Annotated in this window: 20 protein-coding genes; 10 read left to right on the top strand and 10 right to left on the bottom strand. The window is 69.5% G+C overall.

Annotated elements, in window-relative coordinates:
• Window positions 1-3: 3 nt before the first annotated feature.
• Window positions 4-918: a hypothetical protein gene (locus AB0C30_RS00900; protein WP_357938183.1), complete on the bottom strand. Its 915-nt coding sequence runs from the start codon at window positions 916-918 to the stop codon at window positions 4-6.
• Between the two features lie 373 nt (window positions 919-1,291).
• Here AB0C30_RS00900 and AB0C30_RS00905 point away from each other — a divergent pair, with 373 nt between their 5' ends.
• From AB0C30_RS00905 to AB0C30_RS00915, 3 genes are read left to right on the top strand one after another with little or no spacing between them, the layout of a single operon-like run.
• Complete coding sequence (locus tag AB0C30_RS00905; protein WP_357938184.1) at window positions 1,292-2,893, top strand: carboxylesterase family protein; 1,602 nt, start codon at window positions 1,292-1,294, stop codon at window positions 2,891-2,893.
• Between the two features lie 48 nt (window positions 2,894-2,941).
• Window positions 2,942-3,613, top strand: coding sequence for a response regulator transcription factor (locus tag AB0C30_RS00910; RefSeq protein ID WP_357938185.1), 672 nt, complete (start codon window positions 2,942-2,944; stop codon window positions 3,611-3,613).
• Window positions 3,614-3,622: 9 nt separating this feature from the next.
• Window positions 3,623-4,780 (top strand): ATP-binding protein, encoded by a 1,158-nt coding sequence (locus tag AB0C30_RS00915; RefSeq protein ID WP_357938186.1) that lies wholly within the window; start codon window positions 3,623-3,625, stop codon window positions 4,778-4,780.
• Window positions 4,781-4,785: 5 nt separating this feature from the next.
• Here AB0C30_RS00915 and AB0C30_RS00920 read toward each other — a convergent pair whose 3' ends face one another.
• Entirely contained in the window at window positions 4,786-5,916 is a 1,131-nt protein-coding gene (locus AB0C30_RS00920) for a M20 family metallopeptidase (protein ID WP_357938187.1), read from the bottom strand.
• Window positions 5,917-5,985: 69 nt separating this feature from the next.
• Between AB0C30_RS00920 and AB0C30_RS00925 the strand changes: the two genes are divergently transcribed.
• On the top strand, window positions 5,986-6,222 hold the full coding sequence (locus AB0C30_RS00925; protein WP_357938189.1) for a hypothetical protein: 237 nt from the start codon (window positions 5,986-5,988) through the stop codon (window positions 6,220-6,222).
• Here the strand turns inward: AB0C30_RS00925 and AB0C30_RS00930 are convergent.
• Window positions 6,170-6,577 (bottom strand): MerR family transcriptional regulator, encoded by a 408-nt coding sequence (locus tag AB0C30_RS00930; RefSeq protein ID WP_357938191.1) that lies wholly within the window; start codon window positions 6,575-6,577, stop codon window positions 6,170-6,172. The two genes, AB0C30_RS00925 and AB0C30_RS00930, sit on opposite strands and share 53 nt — an antisense overlap.
• 50 nt (window positions 6,578-6,627) lie before the next feature.
• Between AB0C30_RS00930 and AB0C30_RS00935 the strand changes: the two genes are divergently transcribed.
• A complete protein-coding gene (locus AB0C30_RS00935; protein ID WP_357938193.1) occupies window positions 6,628-7,524 on the top strand; it encodes an NAD(P)-binding domain-containing protein in 897 nt (298 codons plus the stop codon).
• A 49-nt stretch (window positions 7,525-7,573) separates the two neighbouring features.
• Here the strand turns inward: AB0C30_RS00935 and AB0C30_RS00940 are convergent, their stop codons facing one another.
• The 6 genes from AB0C30_RS00940 to AB0C30_RS00965 form a co-directional block, all read right to left on the bottom strand.
• The gene (locus AB0C30_RS00940; protein ID WP_357938195.1) at window positions 7,574-7,720 is read right to left on the bottom strand and encodes a hypothetical protein; all 147 of its coding nucleotides are present in this window, start codon (window positions 7,718-7,720) and stop codon (window positions 7,574-7,576) included.
• 263 nt (window positions 7,721-7,983) lie between these two features.
• Window positions 7,984-8,652 (bottom strand): DivIVA domain-containing protein, encoded by a 669-nt coding sequence (locus AB0C30_RS00945; protein ID WP_357938197.1) that lies wholly within the window; start codon window positions 8,650-8,652, stop codon window positions 7,984-7,986.
• Window positions 8,649-9,713, bottom strand: a complete 1,065-nt coding sequence (locus AB0C30_RS00950; protein WP_357938199.1) for a globin domain-containing protein — start codon at window positions 9,711-9,713, stop codon at window positions 8,649-8,651. The genes AB0C30_RS00945 and AB0C30_RS00950 overlap by 4 nt, the downstream gene beginning before the upstream one ends.
• Window positions 9,714-9,770: 57 nt before the next feature.
• Window positions 9,771-10,154, bottom strand: a complete 384-nt coding sequence (locus AB0C30_RS00955) for a group 1 truncated hemoglobin (protein ID WP_357938201.1) — start codon at window positions 10,152-10,154, stop codon at window positions 9,771-9,773.
• A gap of 948 nt (window positions 10,155-11,102) precedes the next feature.
• Entirely contained in the window at window positions 11,103-12,242 is a 1,140-nt protein-coding gene (locus AB0C30_RS00960) for a serine hydrolase domain-containing protein (protein ID WP_357938203.1), read from the bottom strand.
• A gap of 151 nt (window positions 12,243-12,393) precedes the next feature.
• Window positions 12,394-13,356, bottom strand: coding sequence for a sporulation protein (locus AB0C30_RS00965; protein WP_357938205.1), 963 nt, complete (start codon window positions 13,354-13,356; stop codon window positions 12,394-12,396).
• Between the two features lie 147 nt (window positions 13,357-13,503).
• Between AB0C30_RS00965 and AB0C30_RS00970 the strand changes: the two genes are divergently transcribed.
• Both AB0C30_RS00970 and AB0C30_RS00975 read left to right on the top strand, forming a co-directional pair.
• Window positions 13,504-13,962: a helix-turn-helix transcriptional regulator gene (locus tag AB0C30_RS00970; protein WP_357939732.1), complete on the top strand. Its 459-nt coding sequence runs from the start codon at window positions 13,504-13,506 to the stop codon at window positions 13,960-13,962.
• 127 nt (window positions 13,963-14,089) lie between these two features.
• Entirely contained in the window at window positions 14,090-16,483 is a 2,394-nt protein-coding gene (locus AB0C30_RS00975; protein ID WP_357938207.1) for an excinuclease ABC subunit UvrA, read from the top strand.
• Between the two features lie 100 nt (window positions 16,484-16,583).
• Here AB0C30_RS00975 and AB0C30_RS00980 read toward each other — a convergent pair whose 3' ends face one another.
• Window positions 16,584-17,900: an MATE family efflux transporter gene (locus AB0C30_RS00980; RefSeq protein WP_357938209.1), complete on the bottom strand. Its 1,317-nt coding sequence runs from the start codon at window positions 17,898-17,900 to the stop codon at window positions 16,584-16,586.
• A 250-nt stretch (window positions 17,901-18,150) separates the two neighbouring features.
• On the opposite strand from AB0C30_RS00980, the gene AB0C30_RS00985 reads away from it, so the two are divergent.
• From AB0C30_RS00985 to AB0C30_RS00995, 3 genes are read left to right on the top strand one after another with little or no spacing between them, the layout of a single operon-like run.
• Window positions 18,151-18,642, top strand: a complete 492-nt coding sequence (locus AB0C30_RS00985) for a hypothetical protein (RefSeq protein WP_357938211.1) — start codon at window positions 18,151-18,153, stop codon at window positions 18,640-18,642.
• A complete protein-coding gene (locus AB0C30_RS00990; RefSeq protein WP_357938213.1) occupies window positions 18,642-20,036 on the top strand; it encodes a hypothetical protein in 1,395 nt (464 codons plus the stop codon). The genes AB0C30_RS00985 and AB0C30_RS00990 overlap by 1 nt, the downstream gene beginning before the upstream one ends.
• Window positions 20,033-21,400, top strand: a complete 1,368-nt coding sequence (locus AB0C30_RS00995) for a VWA domain-containing protein (protein ID WP_357938215.1) — start codon at window positions 20,033-20,035, stop codon at window positions 21,398-21,400. The genes AB0C30_RS00990 and AB0C30_RS00995 overlap by 4 nt, the downstream gene beginning before the upstream one ends.
• Window position 21,401: the final 1 nt, after the last annotated feature.

Genomic DNA, 21,401 nt, shown 5'->3' on the forward strand with positions numbered 1-21,401 from the left:
TCTTCAACATGTCCCGCGAGCGGCCCTCAGGATGGCGGCCAGGAGGGCCAGGCCCACGCCGATGCCCAAGGCGTGCTCGACGATCGCGACCGCCGTGTATTCGCCGGTCACGAACCCGCCAGGTCGCAGAATCACCATCGGCAGCTTCCAACCGCTCCACGCGAACAACGAGCCGGACGCCCCGAAGGCCAGCGTCATCGGAACCCACCGCCGGAGCCGGGCGGGGCGGCCACGTGTGAGCGTCCACACGCTCCAGGCTCCGAGCAGCGCCCAGAGTCCGGAGCTCCCGCTCAACAGCCGATCGTTGAGCTCCAATTGAGCGCGTGACACCGGGTCGAGGCCCAGCGTGCCGCCCAGTGCCCAGGACGACCAGAGCAGGCCCAGCCCGACGGCCACCGCCATCGCCGCCGTCACCAGCGCCGATGAGTGTGCCGGGCCGTCACCGACCCGCCCCAGGAAGGGCCGCGGCCATCGCTCCCTCAGGTAGATCGGCAGGGCCACGGCCAGCCCCACCGCCATCCCGGCGAAGCCGATGGCGATGAAGACCTCCTCCCCCTGCGCGGCCGAGCCGGAACCGTCGCCTCCAAAGAAACTGCTGATCACCACGTACGGAAGCATCGGGACCAGAAAGCCCGCGCCCACCCAGGAAAAGAAGATCACCGGTCCGGCCGCCAGCCGACGGCCCCACGGCTGGGCCAGCGCCAGTCCGAGGACGATCCCAGTCGCCGCCATCACCACGGTGACGACGTTCAGCAGCACCCAGTCCGCGGTGCCGTAACCGTCCGGAGCGTGACCGAACAGGCCCGCCGCGATCCAGACGATCTTGACGGCCAAGTACAGCGACATGCTGAGCGCCGCGCCATAGCCGGCGAGCCTGCGTACCTGGCTCCATCGCGCACCTACGCTCGGAACGTCCATCTGCCCCCGAACCCCTCTCAACCGGTTGATCTCGGCACTACCGAGCCTTCCGGGGTCGTCGGTCGGGCGGCCTCCCCCCACGTGGTGATCCTGCTCCCCCGCACGAGGGAGCAGGATTGTCGCTGGGACCACCACACTCATGATCCCGCCTGGCCTGGACAGGCGGAAGACGGATCTGCCTGAGGGTGCCGGACTGCGCCGCCGAACACCGGGCGCATCGACCGCGGCTGCGACGGCACTCCCGTACCCGAGAAATGAATCCTTGGTCGCACCCATTCGCAACAACCGATCGCCAGGCCGCAACGCCCACACGTTACGGCGGGCTCGGAGCGGACGCGAGGCTGGCCGCATGAGCGCAACAAGATCCATGTCAATGGCGAGGCGGCTGCTCGCTGTGGTCGCCGGCGGCTGTCTTGCCCTGTCCGCGTGCGTCACGCAGGCCGCCGCCGCGCAGGAGGTGCCGACGCCGCGCCCGACGATCGTGCAGCTGGACTCGGGCCGGATCCGGGGAGCGGACGACGGCACGGTAAGGACGTACTCGGGGATTCGCTTCGCGCGGCCGCCGGTGGGGAAGCTCCGGTGGAAGGAGCCGGTGCGGGTCGCACCCTGGCGGGGGGTGGCCGACGCCACCCAGCCCGGCCGGCCGTGCCTGCAGGAGGAGGCGGGTAAGCAGCTCGGCGGGGAGGACTGTCTGTTCCTCGACGTCACCGCCCCCGCCAAGCCGTCGCGCGGGCCGCGGCCGGTGATGGTGTGGCTGCACGGGGGCGGTTTCCTCACCGGCTCCGGCAGCATCTACAACGCGCGGCGGCTGGCCGACCAGGGTGACGTGGTGGTGGTGACGCCCAACTATCGGCTGGGGGCCTTCGGTTACCTCTCGCTGCCGGGACTGCCCGGCTCGGGGAACTTCGGGCTGGCCGACCAGGTCGAAGCCCTGAGATGGGTGCAGCGCAACGCCGCGGCCTTCGGCGGCGACCCGGACAACGTGACGCTGTTCGGTCAGTCCGCTGGCGGGATAAGCACCTGCGCGCTGCTGACGTCGCCGGCCACGCGCGGCCTGATCGACAAGGCCGCCACCCAGTCGGGGACGTGCATGCTCGATTGGCCGAACGGCACCTATCTTCCGATCCCGAGTGTGGGCGCGATACAGCCGTACCGTTCACTGAAGAAGAGCTGGGACGCCGGACTGGCCGCGGCCGAACAGCTGGGCTGCGTAGCGGGCAAGGAGCTGGACTGTCTGCGGGCCAAGCCGGTCTCCGAGCTGATGAAGGTCAACGGGAGCTTCGGCAACAATGTCGCGTACGGCACGCCGCTGCTGCCACTCGACCCGGTGCGGGCGCTGCGCGAGGGCAGGTTCCCGCGCGTCCCGATGATCTCCGGCGCTACCAAGAGCGAGAGCAACGGCTTCGTCGCCGGCGCCGCACAGGCTGGGTTCCCGGTGACCGCCGCGAACTACCCGGAGTTGATGAAGGGCGCGTTCGGCGAGCACGCGAGCGCGGTGCTGCGGGAATATCCGCTGACGGACTTCACCTCTGCAGGCCTGGCCTGGGCGACGGTGAGCAGCGACCGGGCCTGGGCCTGCCCGACCTTGGAGACGGGAAAGGCGATGGCCGCCCGCACCACGGTGTACGCCTATGAGTTCGCCGACGCCAAGGCGCCCAACATCTTCGGCACCCCCTCGGAATTCCCGCTTGGGGCCCAGCACGCCAGCGACCTGCCCTACCTGTACGACCTGGACGGCCGGTCAGAAGACGGCATGACGCAGGAGCAATGGCGGCTGGCCGAGCAGATGATCGGCTACTGGACGTCCTTCGCCCACACCGGGCGGCCCCGGGTCGCGGGCGCACCCGTCTGGCCCGCCTTCGCACCGTCCGGCCAGAGCGTCCTCAGCCTGAAGCCCTCGGGACAGGGCGGTATCGGCCCGGTCGACCTCGGCGCCGAGCACCGATGCGCCTTCTGGAGTGGACTCTCTGATTGATCAGGCCATGGTGCCTGGCCCCCAGGCACCATGGCGCGGGGATGGTGGATGGCAGACTGTGCGGATGTGATCAGGGTTCTGCTCGCCGACGACGACCCGATGGTCCGCCGGCATCTCACGGCGATCCTCGGCTCCAGCGCGGAGATCGAGGTGGTCGGCGAGGCCCGTGACGGGGCGGAAGCGGTCGAGGAGGTCCTGCGTAACCAGCCGGACGTGGTTCTGATGGATCTCCGGATGCCGGGCGTGGACGGGATCACCGCGACGAAGGAGATCGCGGCGCTCGCCTCGCCACCCGCGGTCATCGCGCTCACGACGTTCGACTCCGACGAGCATGTGCTCGGCGCACTGGAGGCCGGCGCCGGGGGCTTCCTGGTGAAGGCCACCCCGGCAGAAGACCTGATCAACCTGGTCAAGGTGGCGGCCGACGGGAACGTCGTGATGTCACCGAGCGCGGCGCGAAGACTGCTCGCGCAGTCGTCCAGAGGGGACGAGCGGCGCGAAACCGCCCGGTCGCGGGTGGCCGCGCTCGCCGAGCGCGAACGCGAGGTGCTGGTCTGCCTCGGTGAGGGGCTGACCAATCCGGAGATCGCGGGGCGACTGTTCCTGTCGGAGACCACCGTCCGCAGCTACGTCTCCCGCCTCCTGGTCAAGCTCGACCTCACCCACCGTACGCAGGCCGCTCTTCTCGCCCACCAGGCCGGACTCCTCCCTGAACACTAGGTTTTCGCTGTGCGCGCACTGCCACGTTTCTCCAGACCGGAGCTCATCGTCAGCGACCGGAGGATCATGCTCTGGGCCGCCTTCGGCGCGGCCGTGCTGTGCGCTGTCATCCAGATCGTCCTGTACGTCGCGTACGCTCGCGGCGCCGCCTCGCTCACCGAGCTGGCCCTGAATCTCCTGCTCGACGCGTCCTTGCCGTTGGTGGTCCGCTTCCCGCGGACGGTGGGAGCGCTGGCCGTCGCGGTCACGACGATGTTCGCGCTGGCGCCGGGTGTGGAGCGGGTCGCCCCGCCCGTGGCGGCCCCGATCGTGGTGTCGTTCCTGGTGGTCCTGGTGCCATGGCGGCAGGCGTTCGCCTTCGCCGCGGTCCTGGCGGTGCCGGCGATCCCGATCTGGTCCCCCTCATGGGGGGCGCTGTACGTGGCGTTGTCGGCCACCGCGCTCCCCGCCCTGATCGCCCTCTATCTGAAGGCCCGGAGCGAGCTCGTACGGTCGCTGCGCAAGCGAGCCGAGCTGGCCGACTCCGAACGCCACCTGCTCGCCGAGCGAGCCGAGACCGCCGAACGCCGGCGCCTGGCCGCCGAGCTGCACGACATCGTCACCTACCACGTCACCGAGATCGTCCTGCACGCCGACGCCCTGCGCGTCACCACCCGCGACGACGACGCCCGCGCCGCGGCCGAGCAGATCCGGCTCGCCGGCACGCGGACCCTCACCGAGCTGCGCGACCTCATGCGGGTGATGAGCACAGGGGTCCGGATGGTGCCCGCCGAGCGTCCCGACGACGACACCGGCGGCGACCTGGCCGCGCTGGCGGCAGCCGACCGCGCGGCGCTGCGTGTCGAGGGCGATCCCGGTACGGTGACCGCGGTCGTGGCCCGCGCCGTCTACCGGGTGGTACAGGAGTCGCTGACCAACGCCCGCAAGCACGCCCCCGGGGCGCCGGTCACCGTCACCATCGCCTATCCCGGTGATCGGGCCGACGTCGAGGTGCGTAACGTGCCGCCTCGGCGGAGCGTCGATCCCACGCTGACCGGCGCCGGCTCCGGGATGGGCCTGACCGGGCTCAACCGCCGGGTGACCCTGCTCGGCGGCACCTTCAGCGCGGGGGACGACGGTGAGGGAGGCTTCACGGTCACCGCCAGCATCCCCGCCGCCGTCACATGAGAACATCAGGCGAGAGCCGTGAGCAGGCCGATCGTCAGAGCCAGGCGCTTCGGGATGTGCTCGACCAGCAGGTGCTCGTGCCGAGCGTGCGCCCCGTCGCCCACCGCGCCCATGCCGTCCAGCACGGGCCGCCCGAGCGCCGAGATGAAGTTGCCGTCGCTGGCGCCCCCGACCGACACCTCGTCCAGCGGCCAGCCGAGCCCGGCCGCCACCTCCTGGGCCTCCTTGAACAGCCGCTGCGAGGCGGGGTTCGGGGTCATGGGCGGCCGATTCCACTCGCCGGTCACGGAGATCGTCACCCGCGGATCGGCGGCCCGCAGGCCGGCGAACACGTCGTCGATCCGTCCCATCTCGGACGGGTCGGTCACTCGCACGTCGATCCCGCAGCTCGCATGGCCGGCCGTGACATTGCGGCCGGTGCCGCCGGTGATCACGCCGATGTTCACGGTGGTTCCGCGCTCGCGTGAGGCGGAGCCGGCCAGCGTGGTGACGATCTCGGCCAGGGCGTGGATCGCGTTCGCCCCCGCGTACGGGTCGAGCCCCGCGTGCGCTTCCACCCCGGTCACGCTCACGTCGAACAGCCCCACGCCCTTGCGGGCGGTCTTGAGCGCGCCGTCGAGCGACGCCTCGAAGACCAGGCTCGCCAGCACGTCCGCGCTCGCGGCCTCGATGTGCTCGCGCGAGGCCGGGCTGCCGATCTCCTCGTCCCCGTTGAACAGGAAGCGCACGCTCGGATGCGGCAGCCCCAGCTCGCGCAGCCCGCGCAGTGCCCAGATCGACTGCACCAGGCCCGACTTCATGTCGAACACGCCCGGCCCGCCGGCCCTACCGTCGACCACCGTGAACGGCCACTCGGCCAGTGTCCCCGTGGGCCAGACGGTGTCGTAGTGGCTGAGCATCAGCACGGTGCCGGGCGCGGTGCCCTGGTAGGTCAGCTCAAGGATGTCACCGTACGGTCCGCCGTCGTGCAGGACCTCCGCGTCGGGCGGGCCGAGGAGGTCGACGGCCCGGGCGCGGATCGCGTGCAGCCCCTTGACCAGCATGGCCTTGTCGGAGCTGTGGGTTTCCAGCTCGACCACGGCCTTGAGGTCGTCGAGCATGGCCGGGAGTGCCTGCCGGGTCCAATCGGTGATCAAGATGGGAATCCTTCCAACACTGATGGGCGACACTTCCGGATTTACCGGCGACGTGGGATGCTCCGGGCTGTGAACGAGCCTGATAAGCCCGCTCGGCGCATCGACCCCCCGTATGACCGCGACGGTATCGAGAGCACGCATACGTACGGCGCGGTGCTTCTCGGGCTGGGCCTCGCGCTCTGCGTGGGTGCGCTCATCGTCGAGAACGGCCACCCGCCTTGGCAGGTGCTCGGTGTCTTCGCGCTCGTGGCGATCAGCGGCCTGGTGATGCGCATCGAGGCGGCGATACAACGGCGTTCGCAGTGACGCCGCGCTGTTCGGTGGCGTCGATGAAGTCGTGGAGGACCTGGCGGGAGCGGGTGAGCAGGTCGATGTGCTCGTCCAGGCCGTGCATGCGGGCTCTCAGCGTATCCAGGAGTTCGGGGCAGGGCTCGAGGTCGGGGGCCGCGCCGGTGGCGCAGGGCAGCAAGTACCCGATTTCCTGGGTCGACAGTCCGGCTTCGAGCAGCCGCCGGATCTGAGTCACGGTCAGGACGGCATCGCTGGTGTACTCGCGGTAGCCGCTGGCGGCGCGGCGGGGCTCGAGCAGGCCCTGGGCCTCGTAGTAACGCAGTTGATGCGTGCGGACTCCGGTCCGCCGGCTCAGCTCCCCGATCAGCACGCGCGCTGCTCCTTGACCTTCATATCGGTGTGAACGTTGATGATTCTGCCATGAGCACTATGAAGCGGAATCGCGACGTGACGGTCATTGGTCTTGGCCTGATGGGTCAGGCGCTGGCTGGAGCGTTCCTGCGCGGCGGCTACTCCACGACCGTGTGGAACCGTACGGCGGCGAAGGCCGAACATCTCGCCGCCCAGGGGGCGAAGGTCGCCGACTCGGTCCGCGACGCCGTCCTGGCCGGCCCGCTCGTGGTCGTCTGCGTGTCGGACTACGAGGCTGTGCACACGCTCCTCGATCCGCTGGGCGAGGAGCTCGACGGCCGCGTCCTGGTGAATCTGACCTCTGGCACGTCGCTGGGGGCCCGCGAGACCGCGGAGTGGGTGACGCGGCGGGGCGGCGCCTACCTCGACGGCGCGATCATGGCCACCCCCGCGGCCGTCGGGGCGGAGGCCGTTCTCCTCTACAGCGGGCCGCGGTCGGCTTTCGACCTGCACGAGTCGGCCCTGAGGAGCCTTGGCGCGGGTACGACTTACCTCGGCGACGACCATGGGCTGTCGGCGCTGTACGACGTGGCCGTACTGAGTCTGATGTGGAACATCCTGAACGGCTTCCTGCAGGGTGCCGCCCTGCTCGGCGCGGCGGGTGTGGACGCCACGGCGTTCGCCCCGATCGCGAGCAAGGGGATCGAAACCGTGAACGGCTGGGTGTCCGCCTATGCGCGGCAGATCGACGACGGCGCGTACCCGGCCGTTGATTCCACCATCGACACGCACCTGGCCGCGATGGAACATCTCATCCACGAGAGTGAGTCCCTCGGGGTGAATGCCGAGCTTCCGAGGTTCATCAAGGCCCTGACCGATCGGGCCGTGGCGGATGGGCATGGTGGCAGCGGGTACGCGGCGATGATCGAGCAGTTCCGTCCTGTAGGTGCCGTCGTCAAGCCATGACACTCCGCTGCCGTCCTTGCCCAGGACGGCAGCGGAGTCCGGCCGGCCGCTATAAGTCGCTGATGTGGGGGATGATCTCGGTCAATACCCAGAGGGCCAGGCCGAGGGCGATGAGGTTGACGCGGCCGCCGCCGACGTTGAAGGCGGCGAGCACGAAGCAGGCCAAGGCGAAGATGAGCAGAATGAGGGTGAGCATGCTGGGCTTCCGTCCGTCCGGTGTTACGGGTGTGGTTGCTCAGCGCTACCCATGATCGCCCGGTTCAGGCGTGGCGATTGATCGCATGCCCCGAACTGTGACCCAGCCGCCTACGGTGACGCGGATCTCTAATCAGGCATGCGAAAGAAAGATCCCGGCCGACGGGTGTCCAGGACCGTGGCGGCACGCCATGGGCGTGCGGGGATCGGAAGTCTGCGGGTTCGAGTCGTCGGTGACCTCTCCGGTGGCCGGCTCGGCCGGAACTAGCCCGGGTTCGTGGAGAAGCCTGAGGAGGAGCCCAAGGAGGAGTACGCGACAGCCTGTCGGCTCGTCTCCGGCAGGGTGCCCAGCTTGTTGACCTCGTTGGTCAGCCCTTCGAGGACCGCGCGCAACTGGACCTGGGTGACCTCCGCGAAAGTGCGCAGGTAGGCGATGCGGCGTTCCAGTTCCTCGGCTTCGACCGACTGGACCTCTCCGCTCGCCCGATAGACGTTGACCGCCTGGCTGGCGGCCTCCTCCGCCTGCTGCTGCGCCTCCTGGAGGATCTGCTCGTACTGCTGGCGAGCTTGGCCCACCAGCCTGCGGGAGTAGTCCTCCGCCTCGGCTATCTGGGCGTCCGCCGTCTGCTGAGCGCGGGAGAGGAGGTTGACCGCGTCGACGTTGAGCCTGGCCGAGGCGCCCGGGGAGGTGTCGTGGCCGTGGTCCTTGAACCAGTTGCGCAGCCGGTCGACCTCCGCGCGCAGGTCGGCCTTCTCCGTGTCGCTGGCCGCTATGTCGTCGGCCATGCGGTAGAGGAACGTACGTACCTCATCCGCGTTGTAGCCGCGGCTCCCGAGCTTGGCGCGTGAGAAGTCCTTGTTCCGTACCCGATCCGGCGTCAGTGGCTGGCGGCCGTTCGATGGGTTATGTGCCCATGGCGTCTCTCCCGTCACTGCTCTCTACCTCCAGCGCTGGTGAATTCGTCGAAGCGGATTTGCTCGGCCGGCACGCCGGCGTCCAGCAGCCGGGCGGTCGTGCTCTGAACCATCTCTTCAGAGCCGCATACGAAGACATCCTGGCCACGCCAGGCCTTCAGGGCGACGTCCACCACATAGCCGCGCTCACCGCGGTAGAGCCCGTCATGGGACACGACGGGCACGACACTCAACCATGGGTGCTCGGCGTCCAGCTTGGACAGCGCCTCGATGTCGTACAGCTCGCGGGCGGTCCGGGCACCCACGAAGAGACGGATGTTGCAGCGCGCCCCTTCGTAGGCCACCTGCTCCACGAGCGCCTTGAGGGGAGCCAGGCCCGTGCCGCCGGCGATCAGGAGGAGATCCTTGGGCAGGCTCGTGTCGAGCGTCAACCGGTCGCCCAGCGGTGCGCCGATCTTCAGTGCGTCGCCGCGTTGCGCGCCGTGCACCAGGGCCGTGCTGACCGCGCCACCGTCGACCACCCGTACGTGCAGGTCAATAGTGTTGTCGCGACGCGGCGCGTTGGCGAAGGAGTAGAAACGCCACATTCTCGGTCGCAGCCCGACCGAGATCGACGCGAACTGGCCCGCGCGGAAGGGGTACGGGTAGTTCAGGCGAGCCCGGATCACCGCGATGCCGGGGGCGCGCGACTCATGCAGGATGATCTCGCCGTCCCACCAGGGCGGGGTCGTGGCCGCAGCCTCTTCGGCCGCTTCGGTCATCACCTTCGCGACCAGCCCGTACGCCTGCGTCCAGTCGTTGGCCAGAGCAGGTGTCCAGCGATCGCCGAGGAAGTGCTGCAGCGTGGCCAGCAGTGCCTGGCCGACAGCGGGGTAGTGCTGCGTGACCACGGCGAACTTGCGGTGGTCGCGGCCGAGCTGCTGGAGAAACGGCACCACGTCTTCCACGTGGTCGACGTTGCTGACGACGCGCCCCAGCGCGCTGACGAGCCGATCCCGCTGAGTGGCCATGGAGACCGGGAACAGGGCGCGCGTCTCGGGGTACATCAGGAACAGGGCTGAGTAAAAGAACAGCGGCACCTGATCACCCGACCGGGCGACCTGGTGCCAGCTGTCCTTTAAGGCTTGCGTGTCCACTTACCCGGCTGCCTCTGCGGGCTTCTCCACGATGGAGCCGCGCACCTGGCCCAGGATCGTCACGACGTTCGCCACGACCTCCTCAGGAGCACCGAGGTCGCGGAGCACTGTGACGAGGATGTCGCCGACCTGGTCATAGTGCCCATCGGTGATGCCCATGCCACGGTGCGCGTCGGCCAGGTCGTGGCCCTCGTAGACCTCGGGGCCACCGAGGACGGAGCACAGCAGCATGACCATGTGCCGCTTGAGCCGCGCCATGTCGATGCCGTCGAAGTACGGCTTGAGGTCGGGGGTGTCCAGCACGACCGTGTAGAAGCGGTCCACCGCTTCACGGACGGTCGGAGCGCCACCGATCTTGTCATAGTCCGAAACCACAGCTACCACAAAACCTCCCAAATCGGACACACATGCACGTGCGGGTACATGGGGTCAATTTCCTTGGTTCTCCGCTTGTTGTGGGCGCCCGTCCGGCTGAACGGGCGTCAGTCGGCGGTCTGGGCCTCCCACTCGGTGGAGGTCACGTCTGTCTTCTTCCTGCGGACCACGACCGGCCCTGCGCGTTCAGGGCACGGCAAGGGTCGGCGGGCATGTCGAAGGCGGCGGCCTCGGGCCGCGGCGGTGGGATCACGCCGCACTCCATTGCCGCTGGCACCACCACGGCCCAAGCCGTGTGCGGTCTGAGCGCCATTCATGCCCCCATAGAGCGGATCCTGTGCAGGCCGAATGCCTGTACTGGCCCTTAACCCTTCAGGTGTCCGAACACGTGAATATGCCTCAGGCACACTAGGGGGTGACCAAGGTGCTGGCAACTCGTCGCTCACAGAGCGTGTCGCCTTTTACACATAGCCACTCCGCGGTCAATTCCGGTCGTTGCCCTGACTTCTCCATGACTACCTGTGGCACAACCGGGTCTGACTCTATCGGTTCATGGCGATCTAGCTGACAATGTCAAAGGAGAGGGCCTCTTCGTGGTGCGGGATCGACCGGTTCTTCGCGCGCTGGCGGGGGCGTCACACAGGTGCGGGTCAGGGGCTGGGCCTGGGGTGCGGCCTCGAAGCGGACGTCCTGGTCGATAGCACGCAGTCGGCTGTGACGGCTGATGAGTTGGGGACCGTTCCATATTGGTGACGCTGCGGTGTCCGTCCTTTCAGGAATGGCCGAGTCAAGTCGCACTGAGTTACCTCAACCTGGTCCGAAACCGCTGTTCATGATTTCCTGCTGACCTGGGGAAACGTGGCTTATTCGTATTCATCGCTGAATGCGATGCGGCAAAAACAGAGCGACGGTCCGCTTGTGCCGGGCCGTCGCTCTCCTGGGCGCTGCTGCCTGCGGTTATTCACACAGCGCGGTGTCGAGGGCGGCTTCGAAGTGTTTGAAGGCGGACAGTTCGGTGGGCAGCGCGGTGACGGCGATGGTGGCGGCCCGGCCGTCGTCGGTGATGGCGTTGGCGGTGGCGTAGCCGGGGGCGGAGCCGCCGTGGGACCAGGCAAAGCCGCCGCAGCTGAGCTTGAAGGTGGCCAGGCCGAGCCCGTAACGGGAGCCGCCGACGGAGTCGAAGCCGGGGGCGTCGACGGTGGTCTTCATCTGCTTGAGCTGCTCGGGCTCGAGCAGCTTGCCGCCCAGCAGCGCGCCCATGAACCGGTTGAGGTCGGTGGGGGTGGAGATCAGCTGTCCGGCCGCCCAGGCCATGGAGGGGTCCATCGTGGTGACGTCGGTGTACGGGTCGCCGGACTTGGCGGCGTAGTAGCCCTTGGGGTGCGGGCCGCGGATGGACTGGTCGCCGAGGGCCGGCCAGTACGTTTTGCGCAGCCCGAGCGGCTCGATGATCCGCTGGGTGATCTGTTCGCCGATCGGCCGGCCGGTGACCTTCTGCGCGATGAGCCCGGCCAAGATGTAGTTGGTGTTGCTGTAGCTCCAGCCGTGGATGGGGGAGTTCTTGCTGGTCAGCCCCGCGTCCACGAGCTCACGCGGCTCGTAGTGGGTGTGCTGGATGGCCAGATAGTCCTTGATCAGGACGTCGTCGTAGTCGGCCAGGCCGCTGGTGTGCTGCAGCAACTGCCGGACCGTGATCTCGCGGCCGTCGACGCCCTTGCCGCGCACCACCTTAGGTAGGTACTTCTCGACCTTCGAGTCCAGGTCGATCTTGCCCTCGCCGACCAGCTGCAGCACGACCGTGGCGGTGAACATCTTGGTGTTGCTGGCGATGCGTACCTGCCCGTCGACGGGGACCTTCGCCTTGGTCTCCAGGTCGCCCACTCCGGCGGTGTAGTTGCGGGTCCGCCCGTCACGCCCTCGTACGGCCGCCAGCGCGGCGGGGTACTTGTCGACCTTGACCAGGGCGTCCAGGCTCTTCCGCACGGCGTCGGTGTCGGCGCTTGCCGGTGTGGCGGACAGGCCCAGGCCGCTCAGCGCGGCGACGGCCACCGCCGCCAGGGCCAACCGGCTACGACGCTTGGTGGAGGGGTACGACATCGGGGGGCTCCCTGCTTGGTGGCTCGTTTGCGATGCCACAAGCCTGTCGGCCGGACCACCTCATGATCGATCCCACTCGCTGGAATTCAGCGGTATAGCCAGCGCTACCGGCGTTCGGGCGGGCCGTCACGGCCCGCCACCCGGCTTCGCGCTACCAGTCGCCGCTTTCCTCTTCCTCGTCGCCCTCGAAGATCTCTTCGGCCACCTCGGCCGCGACGAACCCGCCCACCAGACCCGCGGCGCCGGCGGCGGCCACCGTTCCCCAACCGGGACCGCCACCGCGGTGGTGGTCGTCGTGGTGCCCGTAGCCCTCGTGATGCTCCATGTGGCCGTGCGACCCATAACCGCCGTGCTGGGCCAGGCCGGTCAGCCAGCGGTCGAGCTCGCTGGACCAGTCGGTGTGCAGCGCGTCGTCGTGGCTGACATGGAAGCGGCCGATGGCGTCGCCGGAGTAACGGCCGGCCCGCTTGTCGGCCTCCAAGATGACCTCCAGCCCGGTCGGGCTCGCCACGAAGGTCAGCTCGACCTCGCCCACGACCCCGGCGTGCTGGGCGGGCGGGTAGAACTCGATCTCCTGGTAGAACGGCAGGTCCTGGTGCACTCCGTACAGGTGGCCGGCTTCCAGATCGGCGGCCTTGAAGTGGAAGCCGAGCCGCAGCAACGCCTGGAGGATGCGGAGCTGGGAGGGCAGGGGCTCGACCGCGATCATGTCCAGGTCGCCCTTGTCCACGGCCTTGGCGATGGCCAGCTCGGTGCGTACGCCCAGGGCCATGCCGTTCAGGTGCTGGCCGTCGATCTCGCTGATCGGCGTCTCCCACGGCACCGGGATCTGGAAGTCGAGGGTGCGGTTCTCGCCCTCGCGCAGCGTGAAGGGGCCCGAGACCTGGGTGCGGGAGAACTCGCCGAGCCCGCCGTGCTCGCCGTCGCCGTGCTCGATCTCCACTCGCGCCACGAGGCCGAGGGTGATGTGCTCGATCTCGGCGTCGAAGTCGCCGCCCTTGAGCCGTACCTGCCCGGTCAGCAGCCCGCCCGGCTGGATGCGCGGGGTGGAAAGGACGGTGTCCACCGAGGGCGCGCCCACGCCGAAAGCGCCCAGCATCCGTTTGAAGACCACGCTGTTGTCTCCCTGTCGTCGGGATCGGTTGTGTCAGCCGCCCGTCACAACGATCAACGCGAGGGCCGGGTTCCGGAGCCGGGGATTCGCCGTACGACCGGTGCGGCGCGTACACCGCGCTAGGCGCCTCAGGCGTGACGTGGCACGATCGGGTGGGTGACCAGCAGCCCCGCGGCGGCCCAGCACCTGCGCGACCTGGCCCGCCTGCGCCGCGTTCGCGACCGGATCGACCGGGAGTACGCGCAGCCGCTGGACGTCGAGGCGCTCGCCCGCGGCGCGCACATGTCGGCCGGGCACCTCAGCCGCGAGTTCCGGCGGGCCTACGGGGAGTCGCCGTACGGCTATCTGATGACGCGGCGTATCGAGCGCGCGATGGCGCTGCTGCGCCGTGGAGATCTCAGCGTCACCGAGGTGTGTTTCGCGGTCGGCTGCTCGTCGCTGGGCACCTTCAGCACCCGCTTCACCGAGTTGGTCGGTGTACCGCCCAGCGTCTACCGGCGCCGTGCCGCACGCGCGACGGCGGGGATGCCGCCGTGCGTGGCGAAGCAGGTGACCAGACCGGTCAGGATTCGAGAAGCACGGGTCACCGAGCCGCACCTAGCCTGAGCGATGTCGGGAGGGCGGTCCGCCAGTTCCGGCCCGCCCCGCCGATCAGGTAGACAGGGGGCCGTTGCCGAAGGGGGCGACCTGATGGGGAGCGCGACGGCGGCCCCGCCCAACAGATGGAGACAGGATGAGCATGGCCACGAGGACGGACACGCAGTCGCCTGAGCCGAACGTCGCCGACAGCCACGACCTGATCCGCGTGCACGGCGCTCGCGAGAACAACCTCAAGGACGTCAGCGTCGAGCTCCCGAAGCGCCGGCTGACGGTGTTCACCGGCGTCTCCGGCTCGGGCAAGAGCTCGCTGGTGTTCGACACGATCGCCGCCGAGTCGCAGCGGCTGATCAACGAGACCTACAGCGCGTTCGTCCAGGGGTTCATGCCGACGCTGGCGCGGCCCGAGGTCGACGTGCTCGACGGGCTGACCACGGCGATCATCGTCGACCAGGAGCGGATGGGCGCCAACGTCCGCTCCACCGTGGGCACCGTCACCGACGCCAACGCGATGCTGCGCATCCTGTTCAGCCGGCTCGGGCAGCCGCACATCGGCTCGCCCCAGGCGTACTCCTTCAATGTCGCCTCGATCAGCGGAGCGGGTGCGGTCACGCTCGAGCGCGGCGGGAAGGCGGTGAAGGAGCGGCGCGAGTTCAGCATCACCGGCGGGATGTGCCCGCGCTGCGAGGGCATGGGCAAGGTGAACGACATCGACCTGACCCAGCTCTTCGACGACTCCAAGTCGATCGCCGAGGGCGCGATCACCATCCCCGGCTACAAGACGGACAGCTGGTGGACAGTGGGGATCTTCGCCCAGTCGGGCTTCATCGACCCCGACAAGCCGATCCGCGACTACACCGAGACCGAGCGGTACGACTTCCTCCACCGCGAGCCGACCAAGGTGAACGTCAACGGCGTCAACCTCACCTACGAGGGGCTGATCCCGAAGATCCAGAAGTCGTTCCTGTCCAAGGACCGGGAGGCGATGCAGCCGCACATCCGGGCGTTCGTGGACCGGGCGGTCACCTTCACCGCCTGCCCCGAGTGCGGTGGCACCCGGCTCAGCGAGGCGGTCCGGTCCTCGAAGATCAAGGGGATCAACATCGGCGACGCGTGCGCGATGCAGATCAGCGACCTGGCCGAGTGGGTCCGCGACCTCGACGAGCCGTCGGTGGCGCCGCTGCTCGCGAAGCTGCGGCACACCTTCGACTCGTTCGTGGAGATCGGGCTGGGCTACCTCTCGCTAGATCGGTCGTCGGGCACGCTGTCGGGTGGCGAGGCGCAGCGCGTCAAGATGATCCGCCACCTCGGGTCGTCGCTCACCGACGTCACCTACGTCTTCGACGAGCCGACGATCGGGCTGCACCCGCACGACATCCAGCGGATGAACGGCCTGCTGCTGCGGCTGCGCGACAAGGGCAACACGGTGCTCGTCGTTGAGCACAAGCCGGAGGCGATCGCGATCGCCGACCACGTCGTGGACCTCGGCCCCGGCGCCGGTACGGCGGGCGGCACCGTCTGCTTCGAGGGCACCGTCGAGGGGCTGCGGGCCAGCGGCACCATCACCGGACGCCATTTCGACGACCGGGCCGCCCTCAAGGAGACGGTGCGCAAGCCCACCGGCGCGCTGGAGATCCGCGGCGCGACGGCGAACAACCTCCGTGACGTCGACGTCGACATCCCGCTCGGCATGCTGGTCGTCCTCACCGGGGTGGCGGGCTCGGGGAAGAGCTCGCTGATCCACGGCTCGGTGTCGGGGCGGGACGGCGTGGTCTCGATCGACCAGGGCGCGATCCGCGGCTCGCGACGGAGCAACCCGGCGACCTACACCGGACTGCTCGAGCCGATCCGCAAGGCGTTCGCGAAGGCCAACGGGGTGAAGCCGGCGCTGTTCAGCGCCAACTCCGAGGGTGCCTGCCCCACCTGCAAGGGCGCCGGCGTCATCTACACCGACCTGGCGATGATGGCCGGGGTCGCCACCACCTGCGAGGAGTGCGAGGGGAAGCGGTTCGAGGCCTCGGTGCTGGAGTACCACCTCGCCGGCCGCGACATCAGCGAGGTGCTCGCGATGTCGGTGACCGAGGCCGAGAAGTTCTTCGGCGCCGGCGAGGCGCGTACGCCGGCCGCGCACGCCATCCTCGACCGGCTCGCCGACGTCGGGCTCGGCTACCTCAGCCTCGGCCAGCCGCTCACCACGCTGTCCGGCGGCGAGCGGCAGCGGCTCAAGCTGGCCACCAACATGGGCGACAAGGGCGGCGTCTACGTCCTGGACGAGCCGACCACCGGCCTGCACCTCGCCGACGTCGAGCAGCTGCTCGGCCTGCTCGACCGGCTCGTCGACTCGGGCAAGTCGGTCATCGTCGTCGAGCACCACCAGGCGGTCATGGCGCACGCCGACTGGATCATCGACCTCGGGCCGGGCGCCGGCCATGACGGCGGCCGGATCGTCTTCGAGGGCACACCGGCCGACCTCGTCGCCGCCCGCTCCACCCTCACAGGCGAGCACCTCGCGGCCTACGTAGGCGCCTGACCGAGGCCTTTGCGGACTCGGCGCCGGATCACCGTTCGGCGCCGAGCACCGCCCAACTGCCGGATCACCGTACGGCGCCGAGCACCGCTCAACCGCCGGGTCACCGTACGGCGCCGAGCACCGCCCAGCGGCCGGACCGCAGGCGGGCCAGCTGGGTGGTCATCCGAATCACCAGGAAGGCCGACAAGCCCGACCAGATCCCCACCAGCCCCCAGCCGAAGCTCAGCGACCCCCATACCAGCGGCAGGAACCCCAGCACCGCCGCACTCAACGTCGCGGTCCGCATGTACGCCGCGTCCCCGGCGCCGAGCAGCACTCCGTCCAAGGCGAACACGACGCCACCGATCGGCTGCAGCGCGACGAAGAACCACCACGCGTGGGGCATCTCTGCCAGCACCGTCGCATCGGTGGTGAACGCGTGGGGCAGGATGCCGGCCAGCGCCGCGAACACCACCCCGAGCAACGCCCCGAAGACCAACCCGCAACCGGTCACCTGCCAGGCCAGCCGGCGCGCCCGTTCCCCGTCGCGCGCGCCGAGCGCGGCCCCGACCAGTGACTGGGCGGCGATGGCCAGCGCGTCCAGCACGAAGGCCAGGAACATCCACAGCTGGAACACCACCTGGTGGGCGCCGACCGCCGCCGTGGAGGTGTGCGCGGCGACCACGGTCGCCGACACCCAGCACGCCTGGAAGACCAGACCGAGCACCATCATGTCGCGCGCGAGGCCGAGCTGGGCGCGCATCGCGGCAGGGACCGGCGCGAGCGGCACGCCCTCGGCCAGCAGTGCCCGCACGAACAGGCTCGCGGAGATCACCTGCGCGACCACATTGGCGACCGCCGAGCCGTTGAGCCCCCAGCCGAACCCGTGCACGAGCACCGGGCACAGCACCGCCGAGATCCCGTTGCCCACGAGCACGTAGCGGAGCGGGCGCCGCATGTCCTGTACGCCGCGCATCCACCCGTTGCCGGCCAGGGTGATCAGGATCATCGGGGCGCCGAGCAGGGCGATCCGCAGCCAGCTCACCGCGGCGGCGGCGACCCGGTCGTCACCGGCGAGCAGGCCGGCGATCGGCGCGGCGAGCAGCTGCCCGGCCACGATCAGCACCAGCCCCACGATCGCGCCGAGCCAGGTCGCCTCCACGCCCTCGATCACGGCATCGGTACGGCGGCCGGCGCCGTGCAGCCGGGCCGCGCGGGCGGTCGTACCGAAGGACAGGAAGCGCATCTGGGTGGCGATCTGCGCCAGCACGATCGCGCCGATCGAGAGCCCGGCGAGCGGCACCGCGCCGAGATGGCCGACCACGGCGGTGTCGACGAGCAGGTAGAGCGGCTCGGCGGCCAGGACGCCGAGCGCGGGCACCGCGAGTTTGAGCAGCTGACGCAGGGGAGACCCGGCCTGGTCGACATGATCCACCATGCGCTCCTCCGGTAAGGCGCTCAGCCCGCTTTCGCTCCTGACGGCCGACTTTAACTGTAAGGAGCACCTAGCGGCAATGCCTCTTACTTCGATAGTCGAAGCCAAGGTCGGGCGTGCTCTCGGAGGTGATCGAAACGCGCCCGCGCTTCCCCGCGAATGGGGTAAATTACGCGATCACTGATCGGCCGTTCGCACAGGTGCCGCCGCACCGGCAGGCGTCCGCGAGCCGCTGGGCTGGAGGTCGAAAGGCGTGACCGCGGACAGAACCGCGTGGGAGCAACACAGCGTGGCACGGGTGGTCTCTCCCGTCAGACCGCGCAAGCTGGCAAAGGTGCCCTTCGTCGAGATGGCCGACGGGCGGTTGCAGGGAGTCGTGTCGAGCGGCTCGGACATCAGCCGGGTGTACGTCTCGTCGGTCACCGCCGGGACCCATACCTACAACTGCAGCACCAACAACAACCGGCCGTGTGGCGGCTTGTACGGCGACATGTGCAAGCACCTGCGATCACTGGTCGATGAGGCGGTGCTGCAGTACGGCCAGGACCGGGTCGCCGGCTACCTGCGGGTGGAGCTCGCCGAGGGGGAGAGGCTGTCCTACCACCTGAACGGTGGTGTCGAGCGTACGCAGGGGGCCGAGGTGTTCAGCCGGTTCCTGCGCCACCTGGCTTACCTGGAGTTGCCCATGACCACCGAGCCCATCGCCGAGCTGCACTGGTTCCCGTCCACCGGGGCGGTGGGCTGATGCTGAGCGTGCAGCTGGCGGAGTTGGCCGACCAGCCCCTTCCGGGTGTCGGCGAGGCGCTCGACCTGGTGACGGGCTTCGACGAGGCCCTGACGAACGGCTTGGCCCGGCTCGGCGAGGAGCGCGCCTCGGCGCTCACCGACCTGGCCGGCGCGGTGGCGGCCACGCCGCTGGGTGACCGGGTGGGCGAGGCGGCGGCCAAGGTCGCCGCGGGCTCGGTCTCGGAGGAGAACGTCACGGCGCTGGCCGGTGGGCGTACCGCGCTGCTGGGCGCGGTGCACGACGCCCTGCTGGGCCGCCTCGACGCGGCGCTGGGCCGGGAGCGGGACTCCTGGGCGGAGCCGCCGGCGGCCGGTACGACCGACAACCTGCTCGGCGGGTGCCGGTCCTGGCTCAACGAGCTGGCCATCACCGGCTGGCGAGGCGTCGACCACGACCTTGTCTCGGCCGTGAGCCAGACGATGGAGGCGCTGCTGGCCGAGCCGCGGCTGCGCCGGCTGGCGGTGCTGATCGACGGCCTGGCGGGGGAGCTGCGCGCGTCGTGCCCGGTCGCGACGATGGAGGTCGTGCCCGCCCGGCGCTGGGCCGACCTGTGGGCGCGGGCGCTGATGCTCACGCAGGCGGGCGGTCTGCCCGCGGGCTCCGGCGAGCCGGTGTCCGGGCGGCTGCTGGTGCTCGGTGTGGACGTGCACGAGCACGCCACCGCCGTGCAGGCGCAGGTCCACGCGATCCTGGAGCCCGCTGACGGCGGTCAGTGCCGTCTGGTGCGTACGAGCGTCGCCGCCACGAAGGTGGACACGATCGTCGGCCCGGCCGTGTGGCGGCTGTTGACCGGGGCCCCGATGTTGCTCAACGCGCTGGCGGAGCATCGCAGCCTGGACGTCAAGGACATGCCGCTGCTCGGCGGCGGCGACCTGGTGTGGCACGACGACCGGGCCACGGTGGGGAAGCCCGCGGACCCGTTCACCACGGCGCGGGTCCAGCTGGGGAGCGCGCTCGCCCCCGCCACGCCGCCGCTGGAGCGCCACCCGGTGCGAATCGCCGAGCCGGTGCTGGTCGAGGGCTACTCCGTGCGCAAGGGCGATCCGATGGTGTTCGACCTCGGCGGCAAGACGATCACGGTGGACATCGATCGGCTGCCGTCGTGCGGCCCGCTCACGCCCGCGATCGTGCGCGGCTCCGAGTCGTGCATCGGGCTGCTCCGCTGGGACGCCGGCCGGTGGCTGCTCCAGCCGCTCGCCGTCCAGGGGACGGTCAAGAAGCTGCCGGTCACCGCGCACAACGGTGACTGGGCGCAGGGCGCGACGGACCCCAAGATCGCCAAGGCCGAGGCCAGGAACGGCGACGCGGTGGCCGTGCTGCGCGAGCGGGCGGGACGGCTGCTGCGCAAATGACTGCCAACAACGAGAACAGGCGGCAGGTGCTCTACTGGCGCCTGCTGGCCCAGGTGTTCAACACCGAGGAGCAGGCGACCCTGGAGTCGGCCAGCGTGGCCGTCGTGGACGACCTCGGCCTGCCGGTCGCCCTGCTCGACCCGTCGGTGTCGGTGGACAACCTCGTGCAGCGCTTCCCCGACCTGGCCGCCGAGTTCGACGGCCTGCTCGACCACGCCGAGGACGCCGAGGACTCCGGTGAGCAGGTGCGCAGGGCCGCGCTGATCTCCAAGCTCCTGCTCAACGTCTTCGCCACCGGGACGGGCGACGTCTCGGCCTCCCAGCTCGCCGCCTGGCAGAAGGACGCCGGGTGGTTCAAGCAAGCACTCGGGGGAGGCGGCGGCAGCCGCAACGCTCAAGGCGAAGGAGAAAGGGAAGGCGAAGGATCCGGCCAAGGACGGGGGCTCGGCACTGGCGGCGGCGGTCGCGGAATGGACGACGCCGAGCTGAACAAGGCCCTGGCCAACCTGGAAGGCGACCTGGTCCGCCGCATGCGCCTGCGCGAGGTGCTGTCCAACTCCTCCCTGGCCGCCCAGCTCAATCCCAGCATGTCGCTCATCGAGCAGCTGCTCCGCGACAAGGACAACCTCTCCGGAGTCGCCCTGGCCAACGCCAAGGCGCTGATCCGCAGGTTCGTCGACGAGGTCGCCGAGGTGCTCCGTACGCAGGTCGAGAAGACCAGCGTCGGCAAGATCGACAAGTCGGTGCCGCCGAAGCGGGTGTTCCGCAACCTCGACATCGAGCGGACGATCTGGAAGAACCTCACCAACTGGAGCCCGGAGGACGAGCGGCTGTACGTGGACCGGCTCTTCTACCGGCACACGGCCAGGCGGACGACTCCGGCCCGGCTGATCGTGGTGGTGGACCAGTCGGGGTCGATGGTCGACTCGATGGTCAATTGCACCATCCTGGCGTCGATCTTCGCCGGGCTGCCCAAGGTGGACGTGCACCTGGTCGCCTACGACACCCGCGCGCTCGACCTGACGCCGTGGGTGAAGGACCCGTTCGAGGTGCTGCTGCGCACGACGCTCGGCGGCGGCACGGACGGTACGGTCGCGATGGCCCTGGCCCGGCCGAAGATCGTCGACCCGCGCAACACCGTGATGGTCTGGATCTCCGACTTCTACGACAACCGGTCGCTGATCGACGACTTCACGTCCCTGCATCGTTCGGGGGTCAAGTTCATCCCGGTCGGCTCCGTGAACAGCTCGGGGTACGCCAGCGTGGACCAGTGGTTCCGCGAAAAGCTGAAAGACCTGGGCACCCCCGTGATCTCCGGCCACATCCGCAAACTCGTGCTCGAGCTCAAGAACTTCCTCACCTAGG

This window comes from Nonomuraea sp. NPDC048901, assembly GCF_040649695.1.
Lineage (GTDB): Bacteria > Actinomycetota > Actinomycetes > Streptosporangiales > Streptosporangiaceae > Nonomuraea.